The sequence below is a fragment of the Thiohalobacter sp. COW1 genome, assembly GCF_016629505.1.
Lineage (GTDB): Bacteria > Pseudomonadota > Gammaproteobacteria > Thiohalobacterales > Thiohalobacteraceae > Thiohalobacter > Thiohalobacter thiocyanaticus_A.
Window position 1 is genome coordinate 1,574,816 of record NZ_AP024239.1, and the last position, 24,932, is coordinate 1,599,747.

Consider the following 24,932-nt stretch of genomic DNA (forward strand, 5'->3'; position numbering starts at 1 on the left):
GGTCGGTGACAAAACGCAATCGTTCTCATTTGTCACCGACCCCTTTTAATTGTCGCGGAAGGCGTGGAAACGGAAGACCAGCTGAACCGTCTGAAGGAACAGGGCTGCGACTACGCCCAGGGCTACCTGTTCGGTCGGCCGGTCAGTGCTGATACGTTGCTGGAGAAGCTTCAATCATCCTAAAAGGGGTCGGTGAAAAAACGCAATCGTTCTCATTTGTCACCGACCCCTTTAATTAAGATCTTAGGAACGAGTACAAACCAGAATAGATAAGCGCAGACAACGACCATTGTCAGTCCAAGCGTAACTATGAGTGATTCCGGTGCCAAGGGTTTTACAACGTCATATACATAAAACCACCAAATAGCGGAAAAAGGAAACGTGCATACCACAAATAGCCAAAACGCTAATATGGCCTCGTCACCACCAATAGTAGAAAAGTAAGCTAATGCTATGCTTAGCATTAGCCACGTTATTCGAATTCTTATATATGTCACTTTGCTTGCCAATTTATCTGCCCCCGAATCCGTTATGCTAGGAGTTAGTTCGCTCGACATTGTGCAAGGCACGTAGATAGGTTGGTGGAGTTGTAGGTCTGACAATTCTGACCGGCACTGAGGTCAACACTGTAGTTGGGAATATCTTTGTTTAGCCATTGATCTACAATGCATCGATCAACGCAATCATTCTCCTTGTTTACAGCATCACAACTTTTAGGATCAAAATTCTCTTCCTCTTTCAGGAGTCCTGGGCTGTCTATCGGATTTCCACTGGGTACAAGTCCTCGACAATGGAATCCAGAAGACGTATCGCCAACACATTGGAATTCGTGAAATAACGGCCCAGGCTGGATGGTAATCGGTAAGTGATCAAGCGGGCTTAAATTCCTCCTGCACTGCAGAGTATCAAGCCCAAAAGCGTCGGTGAAGATTAGAGGATTTCCTTCCGCATAAAGATATGTATTCAACCCGCCCGCAAACCCAATCGGATCACTGGTCAAATACCGCCCCGAACTTGGGTCGTAATACCGAAAGTAATTGTAGTGCAGCCCCGTCTCCCCATCGTAGTACTGCCCCGGAAACCGCAGATTGAACACCACCGCCCGCCCGTCTCCATCCGGGTCCTCGTTGACCGTGGCCCACCCGAACGGCGTATGGGTCACCGACCAGACTTTGGTGCCGGTCTCATCGGTCAGGGCCTTGGGAGTGCCCAGGTCATCGTTGTGGATGTAGTACAGGTTGGTGTCGTAGACGCTCGCCTGGCAGGTGCCGGTATTGATGCATCCGATCATGGCATTCATATCCTGACTGTCGTTAACTCCGTCGCCGGTCAGATCATAGACAGAATCCGGGCCGCTCGATGAACTGTAGTGCAGGAAGTACCACTCGTAGAAATCCTCCAGGGTGATCACGCCGTCGCCGTCGAAGTCCCCGTTCAGGATAGCCTCATCGCTGGCCGGTACGTGTTCGAGCATGGCCAGGGGTTTGCCGTTGAGGTAGATGTACTCACGGGTGACCTGTCCAGTGGGGCCGGTCTCGGCCAGCAGTTCCCCGTTGAGGCCGCAGATGTAGCTGCGCTTGGGACCCTGGCCGATCGCGCCCGGAACCTTCACCAGCCGATAGACCCGCTGCCCGAGGCCGTTGTACCTGTAGTCGGCCGTGTTCGTAACTGACGCGAGACGGTTGTCCGGGGTGTAGGTCAGCGTCATCCCGCGCAATGCGGTGGTATTGCCGTTCGCGTCCAGCACAATGGCCTGGCTGTCCCCGTCAAGTTGCGCCAGTCGGTTGGTCTGGGGGGGTATAGCCGTAGGTCGTTATCTGGCTATCAACTTCCATTCGGGTCCGGTTGCCATTGCGGTCATAGGCATAATCGCGGTTGCCGAAATATCCACTGCTGGCGGTGTCGATCCGATCCAGAGCATCATAGGTGAAGGTTGGACTTTCCGAACCCCCGTAGGCAACCAGGTTGCCGTTGGCATCATAGCTGCTGTAGGGATTGATCCACTGGTAGTAGGGGCCGGAGTATCGCCAGGCCGGACGGTAAGCCTGATCATAGCCTTCATGGTACTGCTGGCCATTGCCGAACACACCGTTCATCAACTCACCGAAGGCGTGGTAAATGCCGTTCTGTAACAACGGAGTGGCGATGCCGTTGTACTGAAGCTGGACGGCGGTGATATTACCGCTGGCGTCGAACACATAGTCCACCTGCGCGCCGCTGGGATAACGGATCCCGGAGACGCGGCCGGTCGCATCATAGATGTAGGACACTGAACCTGCCGCGGTCTGAATCCCGGGCCAGGTCACCACCGCCTGGTCGGCCTGAGCGACTTCACCTAAGGCGGTATAACTGTAGTCGAGGCTGGTGTCGGTGCGTGTCATCCGGCACAGCCGCCCCTGCCCGTTGGGGCAGGTGTCGTAGACGTAGCTGACGTCGCTCTCCGTCCCGGGGCCATCGATGGCGGTGAGGCGGTTCAGGGCGTCGTAACTGTAGGTGAATTCCTGGCCCTTGGCGTCGGTTTTCCCGATCAGGTTGCCGGCGGCATCGTAGCGGAATGTTGTCGTGCCGGTGTCGGGGCTGGTCTGGCTGACCAGATTCCCAAGGTCGTCGTAGGCGTAGGTCGTGGTACCGTCATTGGGGTCGGTAACGGTGGTCAGGTTGTCCTGAACGTCATATGCATAGGCCGTGGCCACACTGGCTGTGGCAGGATCGCTGCCGACGACATTCTGAACGGTACGAGTCAGGCGATGCATGGCGTCATAGCTGTACTCGGTTACCGCACCGCGACCGTCGGTCTGGCGGTTCAGGGTACCGTCGGGGGCATAGTCGTAGTCGACCGATTCGTTGGCCTGAGCGCTGGAATCGAACTGATTGTAGATGTCGAAAGCTTGGGTAAGCTGTTTGCGCAAGTAACCGCCCATATCATGGATGCTTTCGGCCTCGCGGTTGCCTTCGGTATCCAGGGTGTATTCGATGTAACTTCCCAGGCCGTCGGTGATGCGCACCAGACGGCGGGCATCATCGTAGCCCAAGGTGAGCGTGGTGGCCTCGCGGGTTCCGTAACCCTGGGTGATGCTTTCGACCTCGCCTGTCGCCAGATAGGTCCAACGGGTCTTGCGCTGTTCGCCACTGGTTGTATCGGTCTCCACCAGCTGCTTCAGCCTGTCATTGCCCGGATAATAGTAATAGTTGAGCCGCAGGGCACCCCGGTGCTCCTTGCGCAGCTTACCGGTCGCGGTATATCGCAGATTGCGGCGTACCAGAACACCATTGGCGTCCTCGACCTCCTTGAGCCGGCCGCGGTCCTCGCCATAGGCCGGGTCGTTGGGGTAGTAGCGGTAATGCATCAGATCACTGACGTCAGTGCGCGGGCCGTCGATGAGGCTGAGCTGGTGCAGGGGGCCGTTGTACTCGTAACGGATGGTACGGATAACCGGGTTGCCGTCAGGATCATAGCCGTTGACCATTTCGGTGAGGCGGTTGCCCCAGTCGTCGTAGGTGTAGCGGGTAACCTTCTGCGCACCGGGGTAGACCGAGGGTTCGCGGATTTCGGTGATCCTGTTGTAGAAGCGTGGGTCATAGTCGTACTCGATCAGGCGCTCTTCCGGCGTGCCGACGGCTTCGATCTTGTAGCCGTACTGACCCTTGGCGTCGTAGTCGCCGTACTGGGTGGTAAGGCCGTTTTCGGTTTTGGATAGTAGGTTGTTGTTGGCGGGGTCGTAGGTATAACTGGTGTCGCCGCCGTTGGCGCAGGTGCTGCAGCCGGGACCGCTGATGCCGGTTACCAGGGCCGTGCCCAGATTGACGTCGGTGGTGTAGGTGGTGGACTGACCGCGGGAGTTGGTGACAGTGCGGGTGCCGGTGATGTCGTCGTAGGTGATATCGACGCGTTGGGCGTTTCCTGCGTGGTAGCTAGCCTTGGCGCGGCCGTCGGCGTAGTACTCGTAGGTGGCGTAGCGTATGCCGCGTTCGTCAGTGATGCCGGTCAGGGCGTGCGGCCATCGTGAATTCTCATAGTGATACTGCAATATAGTACCATCTGAATTATAGACATACTCCAGATTACCGTTGACATCATAAGCATATTGCCACGCAATGCCGGAATCACCCGCCACAGATGCCAGTCTTTGCTTGTCGTCATAACTGAGCGCGAGACTCCTCCCCAGCGCCTCATCTACAACTTGAGAAACCCGGCCATATTCCCGGTGCACCGTAACAATGCTTCCGTCAATATATTCAATATGCGTCAGAAGCTTGTCTTTATTGTAATATTCAATAAAACCTTCAGCGGAATGGAATTCCCAGCCAGTCCCGGTTTTATTCAACTCCATGCTGACATCCGCATCCGGCAGCCATACATTACCTGACTCATGAAACTGCAAAACCTTTCCATCCGGACGAAACAAAAACGCCGTCGCCGAACTTCCGCCATGAACAACCATGGACCTGTCGTAACTATGCCGCCATTTTGTTCCCAGCCCGCCGCTGAACACATAAGGACTACTATTGTAATATCGAACGAATTCAAGTTTTGAACCAGGCTGAATCGAATAATCCTTTCTCTTGTAGAATTTGCTTCCAGTCGACGGGTTTATTGGGTTACCCACCCGTCCACCCCCGCAATCATCAGGCTTACCCTGATTTTTTGCCATATCGAATCCGCACTGATATTCAACCAGGCACAGAAGTTCGTCATGGCGCAATTCGCCTTCATCGCAATACGCATCCACCGGCACATTGGCTTCATCGCTGCGTCTGCTATACCCCTCCCTGACCGGGTCCGCCTTTGCGCCCACCAACCTTTTAGACAATGATCCCGGAGCGACATAAAACCATAAAGTTCTATCATAACGCGTCATAGGACCTGTCTTTCGCCATCTGAATCTGTAATCAAACGCTTGCTCTACATCAGATATCACATTACTCATGTACTCATAGCCGTCCGCATAAAACCATGGCCCGCCACCGGGATAACCCCAGTAACTGCTCGGCTCGATTTCCCCCACGTAGATCGGAACCAGTTCTTTTTCAGGATAAAGGTAGGACTCGCACGTTTTCGCAAACGAATACTTTCCCGGAAACGCCGCAAGGAAAACACATGACATGAGTATATTGACGCGCTCCATCGCATTCATGATTTTATTCCCTTTATTGCGCCGGTCGTTCCGTGACCGGGCAGAAGATTTCAATGCATCAGACGGGGACCTCAGGGACAGGCATGGTGCAATATCATCTCGCCTGAAAATAATATTATGCTGTCGGTAACGCGATCCTACATCTTCAGTTTGAATTTTACTGTAGTATTATTACGCTCGTTTATGTAATTCCTGTATTACAAATTCATGCCTGACAGTCTGCGGAACATCGAGCATCAAGCCTGGCTGTCAACCTTCTCCAGCACCTGACTCGGCCAGTCGCCGGAGCGGTAGTAGTCGAAATGCGCCTGCATCTGCTTGAAGGCGGCGTCGCGTTCGGCCCTGGTGGGGTACCAGCTCTCCCAGTGCCAGTCATCGCCGAGCAGGTGCGGGAGGGCCATGGGGTCGCCTTCGGGGAGGCGGCCGCGGATGCCGTATTTGCGGGTTGGGTGGTTGGTGGTGTTGGTGGTCATGATGGTTTTCCCCTCTCCCTGGCCCTCTCCCACGATGGGGAGAGGGGACTTACTGGTTGGCCAGGTGGTTGCTTATTTTGATTCGGTGGTGATGCCTGTGACCTTCTGGAAGCCGCGGGGCAGTTTTCTGCCGCGCTGGCCGCGTTCACCGATGTATTCATCAAGTTCGGATGGCTTCAGGCGCAGGTGGCGCTTGCCGGCCTCCACGATAAGCTCGGTCTTTGCCGGCACGCTCGCGATGCCGAGCAGGTACTCCTCGCGGGCGGCGGCCTTCTTGGCCGGGATGCCGAGGATCTTGTTGCCCTTGCCCCGCGCCATGCGCGGCAGGTCCTGCAGCGGGAACACCAGCATCTGACCGGTGCTGTTGATGGCGGCCAGCTGGTCGCTGTCGTAATCGGTCACTGGGACCGGCGGCAGCACCTTCGCGCCTTTCGGCACATTCAGCACAGATTTGCCGTTCTTGTTCTTCGCATACAGGTCCTCCAGCTTCGCCACGAAGCCGTAGCCGGCGTCGCTGGCGATGAGGTATTCGTCCTGCGCATCGCCCAGCATCAGGCCGGCGAAGGTGGCGCCGTCGGGCGGATTGACGCGACCGCTCAGCGGCTCGCCGTGACCACGGGCCGAGGGCAGGTTATGCACCGGCAACGCATAGGTGCGGCCGGTGGAGTCGAGGAACACAGCCAATTGATTGCTGCGGCCGCGGGCGCTGGCGAGATAGCCGTCGCCGGATTTATAGGTCAGGCTGGTCGGGTCCATTTCGTGGCCCTTGGCGGCGCGCACCCAGCCCTTCTCGGACAGGATCACGGTCATCGGCTCGGTGGGGATCAACGCGGTCTGGTCCAGGGCCTGGGCGGCCTCGCGCTCGACCAGGACGGAGCGGCGCTCATCGCCGTATTTCTCGGCGTCCTCCTCGATCTCCTTGCGGATGAGGGTTTTCAGTCGGCGGTCCGAACCGAGGGTCTTCTCCAGCCAGTCCTTCTCCTCCTGCAGCGACTTCTGCTCATCGCGGATCTTCATCTCCTCCAGCCGGGCCAGCTGACGCAGCTTGGTATCGAGGATATAGTCCGTCTGCACCTCGGTGAGCTTGAACCGCTTCATCAGCACCGGCTTGGGCTCGTCCTCGCTGCGGATGATGGCGATCACTTCATCGATGTTGAGGAAGGCGATCAACAGGCCTTCCAGCAGGTGCAGGCGCTTGTCGACCTTGTCCAGCCGGTATTTCAGGCGCCGGCGTACGGTGGCGGTGCGGAACTCCAGCCATTCGCCCAGGATCTGCTTGAGGTGCTTGACCTGGGGCCGGCCGTCGTTGCCGATCATGTTCAGGTTGATGCGGTAGCTGCGCTCCAGGTCGGTGGTGGCGAACAGGTGCGACATCAGGGCCTCGACATCGACCCGGTTGGAGCGCGGCACTATGACCAGGCGGGTGGGGTTCTCGTGATCGGACTCGTCGCGCAGGTCCTCCACCATAGGCAGCTTCTTGGCCTGCATCTGCTGGGCGATCTGCTCCAGGATGCGCGAGCCTGCCACCTGGTGCGGCAGCTCGGTGATGACGATATCGCCCTGATCCAGTTCATAGCGGGCCCGCACCCGCAGCGAACCGCTGCCGGTCTCGTAGGCCTTGCGCAGTTCATCACGCGGGGTGATGATCTCGCCGCCGGTGGGGAAGTCCGGCGCCAGGACGTCCTCGCACAGTTCGGCGAGCGTGGTCTTGGGCTTCTCCAGCAGCTTCACCGCGGCGGCGGCCACCTCGCGCAGATTGTGCGGCGGGATGTCGGTGGCCATGCCCACGGCGATGCCGGAGGCGCCGTTCAATAATATGTTCGGCAGCCGGGCCGGCAGCAGTGAGGGTTCGTCCATGGTGCCGTCGAAGTTGGGCACCCAGTCCACCGTGCCCTGCCCCAGCTCGCGCAGCAGCACCTCGGCATATGGCGCCAGCCGTGCCTCGGTGTAGCGCATGGCGGCGAAGGACTTGGGGTCGTCCGGCGAGCCCCAGTTGCCCTGCCCGTCCACCAGCGGATAGCGGTAGGAGAAGGACTGCGCCATCAGCACCATCGCCTCGTAGCAGGCGCTGTCGCCGTGGGGGTGGAACTTGCCCAGCACGTCGCCCACGGTGCGGGCGGACTTCTTGAACTTGGCCGTGGCCGACAGCCCCAGTTCGGACATGGCGTAGACGATGCGCCGCTGCACCGGTTTCAGCCCGTCGCCGATGTTGGGCAGGGCGCGGTCGAGAATGACGTACATGGAGTAATCCAGGTAGGCCTTCTCGGTGAACTCCTTCAGCGGCAGGCGTTCCACGCCCTCGAAATTCAGTTCGTCGTTTTTCATGATAATAGTCGTTTAATAAAAATCATTAGCCACGGAATACACGGAAACCACGGACAAAAATAATGGCAGGAACTGCTGAGGGTCTGCCCAACTTCATACCCGTCATTCCGGCGCAGGCCGGAATCCATTGACCGCAGCGGTTTCTGGATTCCGGCCTTCGCCGGAATGACGGGGAACGTCTAAGAAGACTCAGACTCAATCTTAATCATGTCCGTGTTTTCCGTGTATTCCGTGGCGCTCTTGATCTTCACGGCACATCGGCCAGGTTGCCCTTGCGCTCCAGCCAGGCGCGGCGGTCGGGGACGCGCTTGCGCGCCAGCAGCATGTCCATCAGGGCATTGGTGTCGTCCCCCGCCTCCAGCACCAGCTGCACCAGGCGGCGGGTGTCGGGGTTGATGGTGGTCTCGCGCAGCTGCATGGGGTTCATCTCGCCAAGGCCCTTGAAGCGCTGCACATTGACCTTGCCCTTGAGCTTTTCGGCGGCGATGCGGTCCAGCACGCCCTGGCGCTCGGCGTCGTCCAGGGCATAGAACACCTGCTTGCCGACGTCGATGCGATACAGCGGCGGCATGGCCACATACACATGCCCGGCCTCGACCAGCGGGCGGAAGTGGCGCACGAACAGGGCACACAAAAGCGTGGCGATGTGCAGGCCGTCGGAGTCGGCATCGGCCAGGATGCAGATCCTGTTGTAGCGCAGGCCCTTGAGCTCCTCGGAGCCGGGATCGACGCCGATGGCGAGCGCGATGTCGTGCACCTCCTGCGAGGCCAGCACCTCGGCCGGGTCCACCTCCCAGGTGTTCAGGATCTTGCCGCGCAGCGGCATCACCGCCTGGAACTCGCGGTCGCGCGCCTGCTTGGCCGAGCCGCCGGCCGAGTCGCCCTCGACCAGAAACAGTTCGGTGCGTTTGGGGTCGCTCGCCGTGCAGTCGGCCAGCTTGCCGGGCAGCGCCGGGCCGGAGGTGACCTTCTTGCGCACCACCTTCTTCCCTGCGCGCAACCGGTTCTGGGCCGCCTGGATGGCGAGCATGGCGATGCGCTCGCCGGCCTCGGTGTGCTGGTTCAGCCACAGGCTGAAGGCGTCCTTGACCACGCCGGAGACGAAGGGCGCGCATTCGCGCGAGGACAGCCGCTCCTTGGTCTGGCCGGAGAACTGCGGGTCCTGCAGCTTGACTGAGAGGATATAGCTGCATTTGTCCCAGACATCCTCGGGCGCCAGCCGCACGCCGCGCGGGGCCAGGTTGCGGAAATCGCAGAACTCGCGCAGCGCCTCGGTCAGCCCGGTGCGCAGACCGTTGACGTGGGTGCCGCCCTGGGCGGTGGGGATGAGATTGACATAGCTCTCGGCTACCGGCTCGCCGCCTTCGGGCAGCCAGCACAGGGCCCACTCGGCGGCCTCGTGGCTGCTGGCCAGATCGCCGGTGAAGGGCTGCTCGGGCAGGCGTTCGGTCACGCCCAGGGCCTCGGTCAGGTAATCCTGCAGCCCGCCTTCATATTGCCATTCCAGTTTCTCGCCGCCGGCCTCGTCGTGCAGGCGCACGCGCAGGCCGGGGCAGAGCACGGCCTTGGCCCGCAGGATGTGCTTCAGGCGCGGCAGGGAGAATTTCGGAGAATCGAAATACTTCGGATCGGGCCAGAAGCGCAGGGTGGTACCGGTGTTCTGCTTGCCGACCGTGCCGATCGCTTCCAGCTCGGAGACCTTGTCGCCGCCGGCGAAGGCCATGTTGTATTCCTTACCTGCGCGCCGGACCCAGACCTCAAGGTGCTTCGACAGGGCGTTGACCACCGACACGCCCACGCCGTGCAGGCCACCGGAGAACTGGTAGTTCTTGTTGGAGAACTTGCCGCCGGCATGCAGCCGGGTGAGGATCAACTCCACCCCCGGCACGCCCTGTTCGGGATGCACGTCCACCGGCATGCCGCGGCCGTCGTCGCTGACCTCCAGCGAGCCGTCCTTGTACAGGGTGACATCGATGCGTTTGGCATGACCGGCCACGGCCTCGTCGACGCTGTTGTCGATCACCTCCTGGGCCAGGTGATTGGGACGGGAGGTATCGGTGTACATGCCCGGGCGCTTGCGCACCGGGTCGAGGCCGCTCAGGACCTCGATGGAGGCGGAATCGTAGGCTTGCTGGCTCATGGGAAACGGATCAGGCGGTCCTTGTCAGGGGTCATCGTAAAACAGCGGTGCACCGTAGCGGACCCGCTTGCGGATCTCGTCCTCGGACAGATACCCGACGCCCGGCTCGCAGAAATAATGCCGGTACAGAAAACGCCGGAAACGGGTGGTCCCGCCGGCGTCCAGGGCCTGCCAGTCGTCACCGCGCATGCGCTGCCAGCGTTCTGCGCTGGTGGCATAGGCATAGGTACGGTACTGGGCGGTGTTGCAGCGCAGCCCCTCATAGAACAGGTTGCCGGCGCCGCTGGGGGACTGGATGCGCAGCAGGTAACGTATCACGCCGTCTTCGTCGACGCGGATGGAGTCGGGGTCGAGCTGGAGCTCCAGGGATGTATTCGGCAGCTGAGACGGCAGGGCACGGAACTGATCGGCCTCGGGAAAGGGCGGCAGCCGGACCTCAAGTTCCTTCCATTCCTGGTCTTCATCCGGTTCGACGTACTGATGCTGGGGATAGACGTCCTCGTCCACAGCCTGGGCGGTCACGAAGATCCCGGGCAGGAACAGCGCCAGCACGGCGGCGGCCCGGCGGGCGATACGCGGAATTCGATGACTGTTCACGGCGTCTCCGGTCGGCATGGTGGCGACATTGTACAGCCCACGAAGCTGACAAGGCCACAACGCCGTGGGAGAGCCAGTGTCAGTCCAGATCTGCGGCCAGCGACCGGGCCACGGCCGACGGCAGTTCGACCTGGTGCGGAAATTCGGGATGATCGATACCGGCACTCACCCCGGCGCCGTTCCTGATGGCGTCGACCATTTCGGGAGTGAGCTCGAAACGCAGGAAATGCACCGATGAGGTCTTTTCCTCGGTCTCGCGCTCGAGGTCCTCGTCGGCGATGGCATAGACCGCCGGGTGCTCGCCCACGCGCACCCAGACCTTGTCCTCGACCCCGACCAGCCTGGCCAGGAGCTGCTTGCGCTCCTCGGGATCCGACACCTCGATCATGAAGGTGGCCTTCCAGTTGCTGCCGTCGGGGATGAGCGGGTTGTAGGCGGCCAGTTCATCCTCGATGCCTTCGGCCTCGAAGATGCGCTCGGCCCGCAGCATCTCCTGGATCTGGTACTGCATGGTCAGGCGGTCCTCGAAATACAGGGTGGCGTTCGGCCCCAGGGCGACCTTGCGGTGTTTCTTGTGCGCGAGCACCTTGCTGCGGAACTCAGGACGCACTTCCGAATATTTCTCCAGTGAATAGAGATCGTCGCGGGTCAGTTTTTCCATCATGGTTACCTTCCGGTTACGCTTCATTCAGGCTTTTGTGGATTTTTCAGCCACGGATGAACACGAATTAATTCAGGAAACCTCTAATAATCCGTCATTCCCGCGAAGGCGGGAATCCAGTGCCTGGCAGAGCTGCAAACGCTGGATCCCCGCCTTCGCGGGGATGACGCGGCAGAAGTAGTGCCATTCGGTTCTGATCCGTGTTTATCCGTGGCTCATACACCTCCACGGTCAATTCATGCGCCCGGCAATCCGTAGGCCTTGCGCAGCAGGGTCAGCGGATGCTCCGGCCCCTGCCCCGACTGCAGGCCGTTCTCGATCTGATGCCCGGCCATCGGGCAGTCGCTGCTGTAGTGGTCGGCCTCGGCCTGTTTCACCCGGTTGACCACGGGCTTGACGATCTTCATCGAGATCTCGTGGAACTCGGACTTGACCGCATAGGTGCCGTCGTGGCCGGAGCAGCGCTCGATGGCCTGCACCTCGGTATCGGGCACCAGCTGCAGCACGTCGCGGGTCTTCAGGCCGATGTTCTGCACCCGCAGGTGGCAGGGCACCTGGTAGGCAATTTTGCCCAGCGGCTGCTTGAAATCGGTATCCAGCTTGTCGTGCTTGTGTCGCAGGTACAGATATTCGAACGGGTCGTAGATATTGTCGCGAACCTTGGCGACATCCGCGTCATCCGGGAACATCAGGGGCAGTTCCTGCTTGAACATGAGCACGCAGGACGGCACCGGGGCGACGATGTCCCAGCCCTCATCGATCAGTCCGGCCAGCTGCGGTATATTGACGTCCTTCGCCTTCTCCACCGCCTCCAGGTCACCCAGTTCCAGCTTGGGCATGCCGCAGCACTGCTCCTTCTCCACCAGCCGCACCGGGATGCGGTTGTGCTCGAACACGGCGATCAGATCCTCGCCCACATGCGGCTCGTTGTAGTTGCCGTAGCAGGTGGCGAACAGGGCCACTTTGCCGCGGGTCGGACCGGCCGCCTCCGCCGCATTGTGTTGCGACTGATGCCCCTTCGCCCGCTTGCGCAGGGTTTTGCTGTGATACTGGGGCAGCAGGGCGTCGGGATGCACGCCCAGGGTCTTGTCCAGCAGCTTGCGCGCCGCCGGCATTCGGTTGGCCTTGTTGACCATGCCGGAGACCACCGGGATGCCGGCCAGACGACCGACCAGGTCGGTGGAGGTGAGCAGCTTGTCGCGTGGCCGGGTCTTGCCCTGTTTGTGCTTGACCGCCTTGGCCCGCAGCATCAGGTGCGGAAAATCCACGTTCCACTCGTGCGGCGGCACATAGGGACACTTGGTCATGAAGCACATGTCGCACAGGTAGCAGTGATCGACCACGTCCCAGTAGACCTTCTTCGGCACCCCGTCGAGCTCCAGGGTATCGGACTCGTCGATGGCGTCGAACAGGGTCGGAAAGGCATTGCACAGGCTGAAGCAGCGCCGGCAGCCGTGGCAGATGTCGAACACCCGCTCCAGTTCGCTGAACAGGGCGGACTCGTCGTGGAACTCCTCACTCTTCCAGTCCAGCGGATGTCGCTGCGGCGCTTCCAGGCTGCCTTCACGTGGTGTGCTCATGCGTGTCTCCTACAACCCATGTCGTGTTGGACTACGGTGCTTCGCATCCGACCCAACCTTTACACAGCAGTCAGGAATATTGGCTGCAGCACTCAAGACGCCGTCGTCCCCGCGCAGGCGGGGACCCAGTAACCGTGGCGGTATATGGATTCCCGTCTGCGCGGGAATGACGCCGTGTCAGTGTAGCCATATATCCTGATCCCTGAGCAATAATAAACGGGGCCGGTTGATACCGGCCCCGGATGGTGCTTCTTCAGCCGAGGCCGGCCGATTCAGTCGTCGAGGTTGTCCAGCGCCTTCTGGAAACGGTTGGCGTGGGAACGCTCGGCCTTGGCCAGGGTCTCGAACCAGTCGGCGATCTCGTCGAAGCCCTCGTCGCGCGCGTCCTTGGCCATACCCGGATACATGTCGGTGTACTCGTGGGTCTCGCCGGCGATGGCGGCCTTGAGGTTCTCAGAGGTACCGCCGATGGGCAGGCCGGTGGCCGGGTCGCCGACGGCTTCCAGGTACTCCAGGTGGCCGTGCGCATGGCCGGTCTCGCCTTCAGCGGTGGAGCGGAATACGGCGGCGACATCGTTGTAGCCCTCGACGTCGGCCTTGGCCGCGAAGTACAGGTAACGACGGTTGGCCTGGGACTCGCCGGAGAAGGCGTCCTTCAATGCCTGTTCAGTCTTGCTGCCTTTCAGTTCCATAGTGACTTCCTCCTGTTCAGGGGTATGAGCGGTTGCCCTAAATTTAGACTCTGTCTAAGTAACGGGTGACTCTAGTCCAACTCCCGTTGCGAAGTCAAGCGGACGGCCCGCCCGGCTCGCAGGGACGCTGGAGGCCGGGCGGCCTCCAGCGCAGGAGCGGCATCGATCACATATCGAAGCGGTCCAGGGTCATGACCTTGGTCCAGGCGGCAACGAAGTCCTCGACGAACTTCTCCCTGCCGTCGTTGGCGGCATAAACCTCGGCCACCGCGCGCAGTTCGGAGTTCGAACCGAAGATCAGGTCGACCGGCGTGGCCGTCCACTTCAACTCGCCGCTGGCGCGGTCGCGGCCCTCATAGGTGCCTCCGTCACCCGACTGCGTCCACTTCGTATCCATGCTGAGCAGGTTGACGAAAAAGTCATTGCTCAGCGTACCGGGCCGGTCGGTGAACACGCCGTGGTCGGCACCGCCGGTGTTGGCGTCCAGGGCGCGCATGCCGCCGACCAGCACGGTCATCTCCGGTACCGTCAGCGTCAGCAGATCGGCGCGCTCAACCAGCATTTCGGCGGGCGAACCGTAAGCACCTTGAGTGTAGTAGTTACGGAAGCCATCGGCCTTCGGCTCGAGTACCGCGAAGGACTCGACATCGGTCATCGCCTGGGTGGCATCGGCACGCCCGGGGGTGAACGGCACCTCGATCTCATGGCCGGCATCCGCCGCCGCCTTCTCGATCGCGGCCGCGCCGCCGAGCACGATCACGTCGGCCAGGGAGATGCGCTTGCCGCCGGACTGGGCGTCGTTGAACTCGCTCTGGATGCCTTCCAGCGTCTCCAGCACCCGGGCCAGTTCGTCCGGGTTGTTCACCTCCCAACCCTTCTGCGGCTCGAGGCGGATGCGCGCGCCGTTGGCGCCGCCGCGCATGTCGCTGCCGCGATAGCTGGCTGCGGAGGCCCAGGCCGTGCGCACCAGTTCGGGAACGGTCAGGCCGGAGTCGAGAATGGTGGCCTTCAGCCGTTCGATGTCGCCGGCCTCGACCAGTGCATGATCGACCTCCGGCAGCGGATCCTGCCACAGCAGCTTTTCTTCAGGAACGTCGGAGCCGATGTAGCGCGCCCGCGGCCCCATGTCGCGGTGGGTGAGCTTGAACCAGGCGCGGGCAAAGGCGTCCTCGAACTCCTTCGGGTTTTCGAGGAAGCGCTTGGCGATCGTGCGATAGGCCGGATCCTCCTTCAGCGACAGGTCGGTCGTGAGCATGATGACCGACTGCGTCCTGCCCTCGACGTGGGGATCGGGCGCCATGGCGGAGGCCGGATTGCCCTTCGGCACCCACTGGATCGCACCCGCAGGGCTGCGGGTCTGTTCCCATTCGAAGTTGAACAGGTTCTGCAGGTACATCATCGTCCAGCGCGTGGGGGCCGCGGTCCAGGGGCCTTCCAGGCCGCTGGTGATGGTGTCCTCGGCATTGCCCTTGCCGCACTTGTTGATCCAGCCCAGGCCCTGATGCTCGAGCGCCGCTGCGGCAGGTTCCGGACCGACGCAGTCCTGCGGGCTGCGCGCGCCGTGGACCTTGCCGAAGGTATGGCCGCCGGCGATCAGGGCCACGGTCTCTTCATCATTCATGGCCATGCGGCCGAAACTGGCACGGATCTGCTTGGCGGCCGCGATCGGGTCCGGGTTGCCGCCGGGGCCTTCCGGGTTCACGTAGATCAGACCCATCTGCGTGGCTGCCAGCGGGTTCTGCAGCTCACCCTTGTCGTCGAAGCGCTCGCGTCCCAGCATTTCGGTTTCCGGTCCCCAGTAGACCAGATCCGGCTCCCAGTCATCGCTGCGCCCGCCGGCGAAACCGAAGGTCTTGAACCCCATGTCCTCCATCGCCACGGTGCCGGCCAGCACCATCAGGTCGGCCCAGGAGATGCTGCGGCCGTACTTCTGCTTGATCGGCCACAACAGACGCCGGGCCTTGTCCAGGTTGGCGTTGTCCGGCCAGCTGTTGAGCGGGTCGAAGCGCTGCTGACCGCCGTCGGCGCCGCCGCGGCCGTCCGCCACGCGGTAGGTGCCGGCACTGTGCCAGGCCATGCGGATGAACAGCGGGCCGTAATGGCCCCAGTCGGCCGGCCACCAGTCCTGCGACGTCTTCATCAACGTCTTGAGATCGGCCTTGACGGCATCCAGATCCAGGCTGGCGAAGGCCTCGGCGTAATCGAAATCCTCGCCGTAGGGATTGGACTGCGGCAAATGGGCGCGCAGCTGGGAGAGATCGAGTTGCTCCGGCCACCAGAACTGGTTGGACCTGGGTTCGGCCTGGGCACCGACCGGGCCAGACAGCACCGCCGCCGAGGTCGCGATTGCGACTGCAATCGCCAGAGCGGTCGCCCTGGGCGTCCGGCTGTAAGAAAAGGGGATACTCTTCATTCTCTGGGTGGACATGGGTGTTTTCCTTCTGTTTGTGTGTGCGCTGAAGTTATGACAAGATTTAGAATCTTTCTAATTTTGGAGTTAATCTAATTAATGCCTTCAACCAAGTCAAGCAGGCATTGGAACCACCCGCTCAGCGACGTCGACACACGAGATCAGAACACAGGCTTATCCAGCATGGTCGGCCTTAGGGGGATATGCAGGCCATTCGGAAAATCATGATTATTCATATGCTTGGATTATTGCAGGAGTATCGGCCCGGGAAATCCAAGATCAGCCCGTCATGCCGGCCTGATCGACATGACGGGTTGATCAGCACAGGGTCAATTCCAGGCCGCCGCCAGGGCAGGCTCAAGCTGGGTCTGTAATTGCGCAGACAGATCAAGCTCACCGGCGGCAGGGGGTGCAAAAGCGGCCATGGCCTGTACCAGTTGATCGACCTGGTCATTGAACAGCAACTGACCATCCCCGGCCAGGAGTTGATCCAGCTGGTAGGCCTCGCCCTGGTACCAGTTCTGTACCCTGACCTGGTCCGCAGTGCCGATCACCGAGACCAGAAGGTCCTGATCCTCACGCGCAAACCAGAGTTGGTCATGGGCAATGTCATGCCCGAATTCCAGGCTGTCAATTGTCACCCCATGGGCAACCGGGTCGGGATCCTGGGGATTGTAGTCGACGATCCGATCGCCTCCCCCGCCACGGTTGAAGGCATAGCGGTCGTTGCCGGCACCGCCGACCAGGCTGTCGCTGCCAGCGCCACCCTCAAGGAGGTCATCCCCCACACCGGCATTGAGCGTGTCATTGCCAGCGGCCCCGAACAGCCGATCGTTGCCGCTGTCTCCGTTGAGCGTGTTCCAGTGGTCACTGGTCGCAGTCAGCACATCATCACCCTCGCCGCCCAGCAGGTAGTTGAACCGCCCCGAGCCACCTGTCAGAGTATCGTTGCCGTCGCCGCCGGAAAGCAAGGTAGCCTTGGATCCGGCGGTCAACGTATCGTCACCGCCCTCCCCATAGAGATAATCGACACCGCCGGCGAAATCGCCCTCATTGGTTGAGGCACCACCGGTGAGGGTGTCATTACCGTCACCGCCGTGGAGAAAGTCGGTTCCCTGTCCAGCAATGAGAATATCGTTACCGGAATTACCATTCAGGTTGTCATTGCCCTTACCACCGAACAGGACATCATTCCCACCAGCACCTTCAAGACTATCATTACCGTCCGAACCCGCTAATAAATCGTGGTTCGCAGTACCCGTCATGACATCGTCCAACTCACCGCCCACCTGAAGCCTTGAGGCATCGAACAAGACGTTGTTAGTGAATTCGAAATTTTCGATAACATAATCACCGCTGGAGTGAAACCAACTCTCGATTGTAACCCGCTCAAAAGTGCTATTACCGAGCTGATCCAGGACTGAAATCACCAGATCGTCACCGGCACGGTGAATATCGATATCCGACGGCAATATATCCGTGCCGAACAAAAGGGTGTCATCGCGGAAGTAGGACGCGCTGTATCGATAATGATCCGAAAAATCGTTGATCACATCCTGGCCATCACCACGGCTGAAGATATAGGTATCACCCGCTGCACTACCCTCCAGGCGATCGTTGCCTGCTCCGCCGGAGAAGATCGAGGCATAATTGTTCCGAGCGCTCGTAAAGGGATCCGATCTATCAGCACGTATCAGATCATCCCCGGCACCACCATCAAGACGGTTATCGCGGGAATAGACGTTAACCTCGATCGTATCATTCCCTGCCTCACCGTAGACGGAACTGACCCGATTCGATCTGTACGAAGTGCCGTTGAGGGTTATCCGATCATCACCAGCACCTCCATGAACAATATCGGATCCACCCGCATCGGTAATCACGTCGTGGCCATCGCCACCGTAAATCACATCATCAAAAATACCGGCAATGATGACATCGTCTCCATCCCTGCCATCGAACTCAAGCGGCGTATTCCAGCCCTCAATCACATCATCAGCATCGCTACCCCGCATCGCCAGTGCGTGGATATCGTCAATCCCCAACACAACCCCATCAGAGAACTCAAAGCGCTCGATGGCATAATCCAGGCTCGATTTGATCCAATTCTCGATCGTGATCTGATCGGTTGCAGCCGAATCATCGGGATCGATGATATCGATCACCATATCATCACCCAAGCGCGAGACAGAGAAGTCCAGGGGCTGAATACCCGCACCAAACACGAGCGTGTCGTCACGAAAATTTGACGTTGCATATTGATAATGATCCGCAAAATCGCTGATCACATCCTGACCGTTGCCGCGGTTGAAAATATAGGTATCACCCGCCGCACCACCCTCCATACGGTCGTTGCCAGTACCGCCAATAAAGGTCGAAGACAAATCGTAGTAAGCACTCTTGAAAGGGTCAGATCTGGCGACGCGAATCAAATCGTTCCCCGCGCCGCCATCGAGCAGATTACGACGGGAGAAGGCCGTCATAACAATAGTATCGTCCCCCTCCTCGCCATAGACGGTATTGGTTCGATTGCGCGTCGATGAAGTCCCGTTCAGGGTTATCCAATCGTTTCCGGCACCACCGTATACTGTATCCGAGCCTGTCGTATCAACAATCACGTCATTCCCGGCTCCACCATAGACCAAGTCGTCATGAGCGCCGGTTGTGATAGTATCGTTACCATCATCAGCCAGTATGATATTATTGCCATCCATACCATCGATGACATCATCGCCTGCCCCGGCACGTATTGCATCTGAACCTGATGTTCCGAACATGACGTCATTCATGACTGTGCCTTCCGCCTTCAACACATCATGCGCTTCGACATGCCACGCAAAGAATTCATGATGGCGGAGGGGTTCGAATGACAGATCCCGCGCTGCCTGAAAACCCTCAACCGATCGCACGAATTCCCGCAGCACCACATCCGTCCCGATCACATTCTGTTCAAAACGCGCCTCAAGCTCTCCTGCCAGAGCCCCAAGATTCCCTTTTATGGATTCCGTCTCAGAATCCCATTCATAGGAGATCAGATCGTATAGTCCCTCAAGGTGCGTCTGCCTCATCAAATTGGAATACATCAGCTCGAACATTCCATCGTATGATTCCAAGAGCCGCTCAGCCGCCCTTTCGGGAGGATTTTCCCCTCCGGCAAATTCCTGCCCAAAGAATCGCTCGAGAACTACAAGCTTACGCGCGTCGATTTCACTGCCACGGCTGTCAGGCAGGCTCTCCTCCGCCCCCGTCCATCGGAACAGTATCTGCTCGAAGAGTATATTGCGGGCCTGAGGATCTGTTTCCACAACAAAGCTTTCAACCAACCCCTTCAATTCGCCGTCAGTATCCCGCACGATCGCCTGATGGAGATCGTGAACATTTCCGAAGCCTTTCAAGTCAGGCAATGCAGAGACATCATCAGGAACATCCAATTCTTCGGTCGCAGCTGTGAAGGTCTCATCCGTCTGGAACCAGACATCCGATGCCGCGCCAATGGTGCCATCACTACGGCCAAAGCTGCCGAGCTGCTTGTGATGATTACCTTCAGCGTCCATCAGACTTGATTCGGAATAGTCGGTATGGATTGCAGTGATGTGCAGAGTATCCAGGCCAATCAGTTCATCAGATGCTGACTTTCCGTCCCCGTCAGCGTCTTGCCATACACGGAGTTCGTGCCATACGGAATCATTGAGATCGATCTTCCCGTCTGCATTTTCATCCAGAACCGCCAACGCCTCGAAACCATTGGATGCAAGGCCACCGTCTACAAGGCGGCTTTGATTTCCAAACAATTCGCTTCCGCCATTGATGCGACCATCGCCATTTCGGTCCAGAACCAGGAGAGCATCGTCCTGGCCCACCCACCCCGTCTGCTCGGCAAACCCATTGCCGTCGTGATCGAAATTCACACCACTTTCGACACTCATGGTTTCCACTCCGTCACCATCCAGATCCAGGATGATGGGGGAGCCCAGTGACTGCGCCGAGGCAAACAGGTTGCGCAGTCGCTCAATCACAGGATTGAAGAAGTCATCGACCCCACGGGCAACATCATTCACAGTATCCGATACATCCTCACCCACATCAGTGATTGCATTGCCGAATTGTTCAACCCCATCCTCAAAGTTGCCGCCAACACCCTCGAAGAAGTCGGTCAATTCATCACCCGCCTGCCTGACGATATCCTGGACCTGCTCGATCAACTGAGCTGCGGCCTTGGCAATATCATCATCACCGCCTGACTCCGCCAGGGCAGCAATGCCGAGCGCTGCCGAGGCTATGACTCCTGTCGCTGCCACAGCAATCCCGCCAGCTGTAGCACCCACGGAAACAACACCGACAGCACCCACCAGAGCCAAGGTATCACTTGCCAGCGATATCCAAGTTCGGTCTGATACATACCCAGCTCTATTTCTTTCATCAAATGCTTGCCGTATATTATTTGCAGCAGATGCCACGACCAAACCTGGAGCCGCACCTTTAAAGGACTTTCCCGCAACCGCCGCGAACGATTCCATAGCGCTCAACCCGCCAATAGCTGCTCCGGAATACTCCCCCTCTTGCGCATTTCTTACGGTATTCGCAATCGTCACAGGACTTGTTTTCAGAGAAACAACGTCCTTAATCATCTCAACTGTTTTCATATCGAGTTTGCCAGCCATGGCCTATCTCCCTTATTTTTCAGAATTAATCATTGAGCTCAGATTTACGGTTCACCCACCACACCCTTAACAATGGAAAAACAGCGATACTTCCCAATATCCCTACAACCCATGGATCATATTGATCCTTACCTTTCTTACGATTTGGCTTGATATTTTTGTAATCTACAACATACTGATTGCCAGACTGGACCTGATAAATTACATCCCTCATACCGAAAATTGATATTTGCCTCTGACTCCATACCTTTACATTACTACCAGCTAAGTTTTCCTGTTCCTCGGTATAAATCGTCCAGTCGTATTTTTTCAGCTCACCATCATTAGTACGCAGATACAATTTGTCGCAACAGCCACGCTTTACATCCCCTACCTTCTCGACCACGCCGGACGCCATATCCATCTGATCAAGGTCCAGCACTGGATTCATGGCCTCTATCCCCCAGGTCAGCGCCATGATCGCGAACCAGGCGGATATCAAATACCAGGCAACCGAAGTCCTGCGCCTCATAGCCCTTACCACAAAAACCTGATACAGGTGCGTATCACGCACCGCTGCAGAGACTCTCTTCCCGTATCCCCTTGACCTATCATTCATACGCATATCTCTTTACTCATAATGGTTCAGCGCTCCCTCAGTCCCTCATCGGCATATCTCAGCAGTGGGGAAAGCAGGTATTCGATCAGTCTCCGGGTACCGGTCTTGACTTCCACTGTGACTGCCATACCGGGACTGAGACTTACCTGCCGACCGTTGACAGGGAGTGTAGTTTGCTTCATCAGTACCCGCGTGGCGTAGACAAGGCCGCGCTGCTCGTCCTCGACGGCATCGCTGGAGACATCAAGGATTTCAGCGCTGATGACGCCGTACCTGGTGAAAGGGAAGGTCTCGATCTTGATCTCGGCTGGCTGGCCCTCATGGACGAAGCCAACATCCCGGTTCATGATCCATGCCTCAACCTCCATGGAGACATCCCGCGGAACGATTCTCATGAGTTCCTGAGCTGGTGTAACGACCCCGCCCAGGGTATGCACGGCAAGTTGCTGCACCACACCGTCAACCGGAGAGCGAAGTTGCTGGCGGCGATTGCGGCTGGCGGCTTTATTCAGTTCCTGGCGCAACCGGGCAACCTGGATTGCGATCTCTTCACGGCGGGCCATGATCCCGGTTTCGAACTCTGCCCGCCCGCTCTGTGCCTGCTGTTCAAGTTCCTCGATCGCCGCAAGCCGGCTGCGGCGCTGTTCACGCAGGGCCGCCAGATCCTGGCGTTGCTCGATGCGTTGCTGTTCCAGTTCCAGCCAGGTCGTCTTGGCGGCCAGGCTGCGGTCGACCAGGCTTTTTATCGCTTCGGCACGCTTTGCGATCAGCGGCAGAGTGGATTCCAGCTTGGCGATGTTCTGGTCGATGGCCGCGACTTCCGCGCTGCGGCTGTGCCGGGCACTGGCCAGGGCGGACTGTCGGGCCTGATGGGCATTCCATTCACTGTGCAGGCGCGCTTTGTCCTGCCGGGCGGTGAGGCTCGCCTGGGCCTGCGTCAGGCCCATCCGACTCTCGAGCACCGCCAGCAGCGCGGCCAGTCGCGCCTGTTCCCGCTCCGCCGCGGCCAACTCCGTTTCCAGCCGGCTCTGGTCGGCACGGGTACTGGTGGGATCCAGTTCGATCAGCAGGTCACCGGTCATGACCGACATGCCTTCATGTACATGAATGGCCTGGATTCGGGCCAGTTCCTGCGGCTGGATGACCTTGACCCGGTCGCTGGGTACGATCTTGCCCTGGGCGGTAGCGACGATGTCCACCCGACCAATGACGGCCCAGGCAATGGCGAGGGTGAAGAAGATTATCAGGATCCAGACGATGGCGCGGCCCAAGGGCGAGGGCGGACGCTCCTGTATTTCCAGCACGGCGGGAAGAAAATCAATTTCATGCCGTTTCCTATTCATGAGAATTCACTGTCTTCCTGGATATACCACGCTGAAGAGCATGGAGTCGGGCATACATCCCGTCGCGTTGGATCAGTTGATCGTGGGTGCCCTGCTCGGCGATCCGGCCCTGTTCCATGACGATGATGCGGTCCGCCTGGCGCACGGCGGACAGGCGGTGGGCGATGATGATGACGGTGCGACCCCGACAGATGCGGCGCATGTTGAGTTGGATGATGCGTTCGGATTCGTAGTCCAGCGCGCTGGTGGCCTCGTCGAAGACCAGGATGCGGGGATTGGTGACCAGGGCACGTGCAATCGCGATGCGCTGGCGCTGACCACCGGAGAGGTTCGCACCCTGTTCCTCGATACGCGTGTCGTAACCCTCCGCTAGTCCCAGGATGAAGTCGTGGGCGCCGGCGAGCTTTGCAGCCTCGACCACCCGCTGCATCGGCATGCCGGGGTCGCTGAGGGCGATGTTGTCGCGCACGCTGCGGTTGAACAGCACGTTCTCCTGCAGCACCACGCCCACATGCCGGCGCAGCCAGGCGGTATCCACCATAGCCAGGTCCACGCCGTCAACCAGTACCCGGCCCTGCTCGGGAATGTACATGCGCTGCACCAGGCGGGCGAGCGTACTCTTGCCCGAGCCGGAACGGCCCACCACGCCGATCACTTCGCCGGCGGGGATGTCCAGACAGACATCGTGCAGCACCTCGGCGCCGTCGGGGCGATAGCGGAAGAAGACATGATCGAAGCGGATATGGCCTTCCAGCCGCTGCAGCGAGGAGCGTTGCTGGTCATAGCCAGGCTCGGTCGGGGTGTTGAGGATGTCTCCCAGGCGCTGGATGGAAACGCCGGCCTGCTGGAAATCCTGCCATACCTGGACCAACCGCAGGATGGGACCACTCACCCGTGCGGCCAGCATGTTGAAGGCGATCAGCTGCCCCACGCTCAACTCGCCTTTGATGACGGCTCGGGCGCCGATCCACAGGATCAGCACGATCACAACCTTGTTGATGAAACCAGCCACCTGGCTGGCGATGTTGCCCAGGTTGGTAGCCCGGAAGCTCGCGCTCACATAGCCGGCCAGCTGCTCCTCCCAGCGCCGCTGCATCTGCGGCTCCACCGCCATGGCCTTGAGCGTTTCCACCCCGGTGACGGACTCCACCAGAAAGGCCTGGTTCTCTGCGCCGCGATTGAACTTCTCGTTCACCCGCGCCCGCAGCAGCGGGGTGACGACCAGCGACAGCAGTACATAGAAGGGGATGGAGCCCAGCACGATCCAGGTCAGCAGAGGACTGTAGTAATACATCACCGCCAGGAACACCACGGTGAAGAACAGATCGATCACCAGGGTCAGCGCCGAGCCGGTGATGAAGTTGCGGATGTTCTCCAACTCCCGCACCCGCGCCACCGAGTCGCCGACCCGGCGGGCACCGAAATAACTCATGGGCAGCGCCAGCAGATGCCGGTAGAGCTTGGCGCCCAGCGCCACGTCGATGCGGTTGGTGGTGTGCGAGAACACATAGGTGCGCAGACCGGTAAGCACCACCTCGAACAGCGACACCGTCAGCAGCCCCACCGCCAGTACATCCAGGGTGGTCAGGCCCTTGTGCACCAGCACCTTGTCGATCACCACCTGGAAGAACAGCGGCGTGACCAGGGCGAACAGCTGGATGAAGAAGGAGGCCGCCAGCACCTCGGTGAACAGGCGCCGGTGCTTGCGGATGGCGGGCAGGAACCACTTGAATCCAAAACGCGTGCGTTCATCCAGGAGCTTCGCACGCCGGGCAAGCAGGATCAGCCGTCCGGACCAGGCCTGGTCGAACAGTTCGTGCGGCAGGCTCTGGGGACGCTGTTCCAGGGGATCCTGGATCAGGGCCCGGTCCCGCTCCAGGCGGGCGATCACGAGCCAGTGGCCGTCCCGGTGTTGGGCAATGGCAGGAAAGGCGGTCCGGCCCAGACGCTGCCAGTCGCTGTCTACCGCCCGCGCCTTCAGACCCAGGAAACGCGCCGCCCGCAGCAGATCGCCTTCCACCAGCGGCTGATCCGAGCGGCCATAGCGATGGCGCAATTGTGCCGGCTCCGCAGCCACGCCCAGTACGCGGGCGGCCAGGGCCAGGCACACTGCCCCGGTATCCAGCTGTTCGGTTTCGTCGACCTTGTGCGGCATTGTTATTCTTGCTGCTGATGGACTATCCCTGTCCCGGCCGTATTGCGGCCTCCGCCCGACTATACCCTGCTTACCAGGCCGGGGATCAAGCGGCCAAGCCCTTAATAAGGCTGAAAATCCTGTAAGCCAATGCTGACAGAGGCGGTTGCCTGATGCAGGCGA

Annotated in this window: 15 protein-coding genes; 1 reads left to right on the plus strand and 14 read right to left on the minus strand. The window is 59.6% G+C overall.

Annotated elements, in window-relative coordinates; genetic code table 11:
• Positions 1 to 27 precede the first annotated feature (27 nt).
• Positions 28 to 183, plus strand: coding sequence for an EAL domain-containing protein (locus COW1_RS07340; protein ID WP_255534311.1), 156 nt, complete (start codon positions 28 to 30; stop codon positions 181 to 183).
• Positions 184 to 541: 358 nt separating this feature from the next.
• Here COW1_RS07340 and COW1_RS17185 read toward each other — a convergent pair whose 3' ends face one another.
• From COW1_RS17185 to COW1_RS07410, 14 genes are all read right to left on the minus strand, one after another.
• Positions 542 to 1,747 (minus strand): RHS repeat-associated core domain-containing protein, encoded by a 1,206-nt coding sequence (locus COW1_RS17185; protein WP_304941089.1) that lies wholly within the window; start codon positions 1,745 to 1,747, stop codon positions 542 to 544.
• 19 nt (positions 1,748 to 1,766) lie between these two features.
• Entirely contained in the window at positions 1,767 to 5,135 is a 3,369-nt protein-coding gene (locus COW1_RS07350) for a DUF6531 domain-containing protein (RefSeq protein ID WP_201345900.1), read from the minus strand.
• Between the two features lie 236 nt (positions 5,136 to 5,371).
• Positions 5,372 to 5,608: a hypothetical protein gene (locus COW1_RS07355; protein ID WP_201345901.1), complete on the minus strand. Its 237-nt coding sequence runs from the start codon at positions 5,606 to 5,608 to the stop codon at positions 5,372 to 5,374.
• Positions 5,609 to 5,680: 72 nt separating this feature from the next.
• Positions 5,681 to 7,933, minus strand: a complete 2,253-nt coding sequence (parC, locus tag COW1_RS07360; protein WP_201345902.1) for a DNA topoisomerase IV subunit A — start codon at positions 7,931 to 7,933, stop codon at positions 5,681 to 5,683.
• Between the two features lie 247 nt (positions 7,934 to 8,180).
• Positions 8,181 to 10,073: a DNA topoisomerase IV subunit B gene (parE, locus tag COW1_RS07365; protein ID WP_201345903.1), complete on the minus strand. Its 1,893-nt coding sequence runs from the start codon at positions 10,071 to 10,073 to the stop codon at positions 8,181 to 8,183.
• Positions 10,074 to 10,097: 24 nt separating this feature from the next.
• Positions 10,098 to 10,670: a CNP1-like family protein gene (locus tag COW1_RS07370; protein WP_157745410.1), complete on the minus strand. Its 573-nt coding sequence runs from the start codon at positions 10,668 to 10,670 to the stop codon at positions 10,098 to 10,100.
• Between the two features lie 79 nt (positions 10,671 to 10,749).
• Positions 10,750 to 11,331 (minus strand): DUF3501 family protein, encoded by a 582-nt coding sequence (locus COW1_RS07375; protein WP_096367516.1) that lies wholly within the window; start codon positions 11,329 to 11,331, stop codon positions 10,750 to 10,752.
• A gap of 236 nt (positions 11,332 to 11,567) precedes the next feature.
• Positions 11,568 to 12,911: a heterodisulfide reductase-related iron-sulfur binding cluster gene (locus COW1_RS07380; RefSeq protein ID WP_201345904.1), complete on the minus strand. Its 1,344-nt coding sequence runs from the start codon at positions 12,909 to 12,911 to the stop codon at positions 11,568 to 11,570.
• Positions 12,912 to 13,183: 272 nt separating this feature from the next.
• Positions 13,184 to 13,603, minus strand: a complete 420-nt coding sequence (locus tag COW1_RS07385) for a rubrerythrin family protein (RefSeq protein ID WP_096365677.1) — start codon at positions 13,601 to 13,603, stop codon at positions 13,184 to 13,186.
• 166 nt (positions 13,604 to 13,769) lie between these two features.
• Positions 13,770 to 16,031 (minus strand): catalase/peroxidase HPI, encoded by a 2,262-nt coding sequence (katG, locus tag COW1_RS07390; RefSeq protein ID WP_242466515.1) that lies wholly within the window; start codon positions 16,029 to 16,031, stop codon positions 13,770 to 13,772.
• A 311-nt stretch (positions 16,032 to 16,342) separates the two neighbouring features.
• Positions 16,343 to 20,674 carry a calcium-binding protein gene (locus COW1_RS07395; protein WP_201345905.1) on the minus strand — a complete coding sequence of 1,444 codons (4,332 nt, stop codon included), beginning with the start codon at positions 20,672 to 20,674 and terminating at the stop codon, positions 16,343 to 16,345.
• A gap of 25 nt (positions 20,675 to 20,699) precedes the next feature.
• On the minus strand, positions 20,700 to 21,131 hold the full coding sequence (locus tag COW1_RS07400; RefSeq protein WP_201345906.1) for a hypothetical protein: 432 nt from the start codon (positions 21,129 to 21,131) through the stop codon (positions 20,700 to 20,702).
• 167 nt (positions 21,132 to 21,298) lie between these two features.
• Complete coding sequence (locus COW1_RS07405) at positions 21,299 to 22,576, minus strand: HlyD family type I secretion periplasmic adaptor subunit (RefSeq protein WP_201345907.1); 1,278 nt, start codon at positions 22,574 to 22,576, stop codon at positions 21,299 to 21,301.
• Between the two features lie 31 nt (positions 22,577 to 22,607).
• Entirely contained in the window at positions 22,608 to 24,770 is a 2,163-nt protein-coding gene (locus COW1_RS07410; RefSeq protein ID WP_201345908.1) for a type I secretion system permease/ATPase, read from the minus strand.
• Between the last annotated feature and the right edge of the window lie 162 nt (positions 24,771 to 24,932).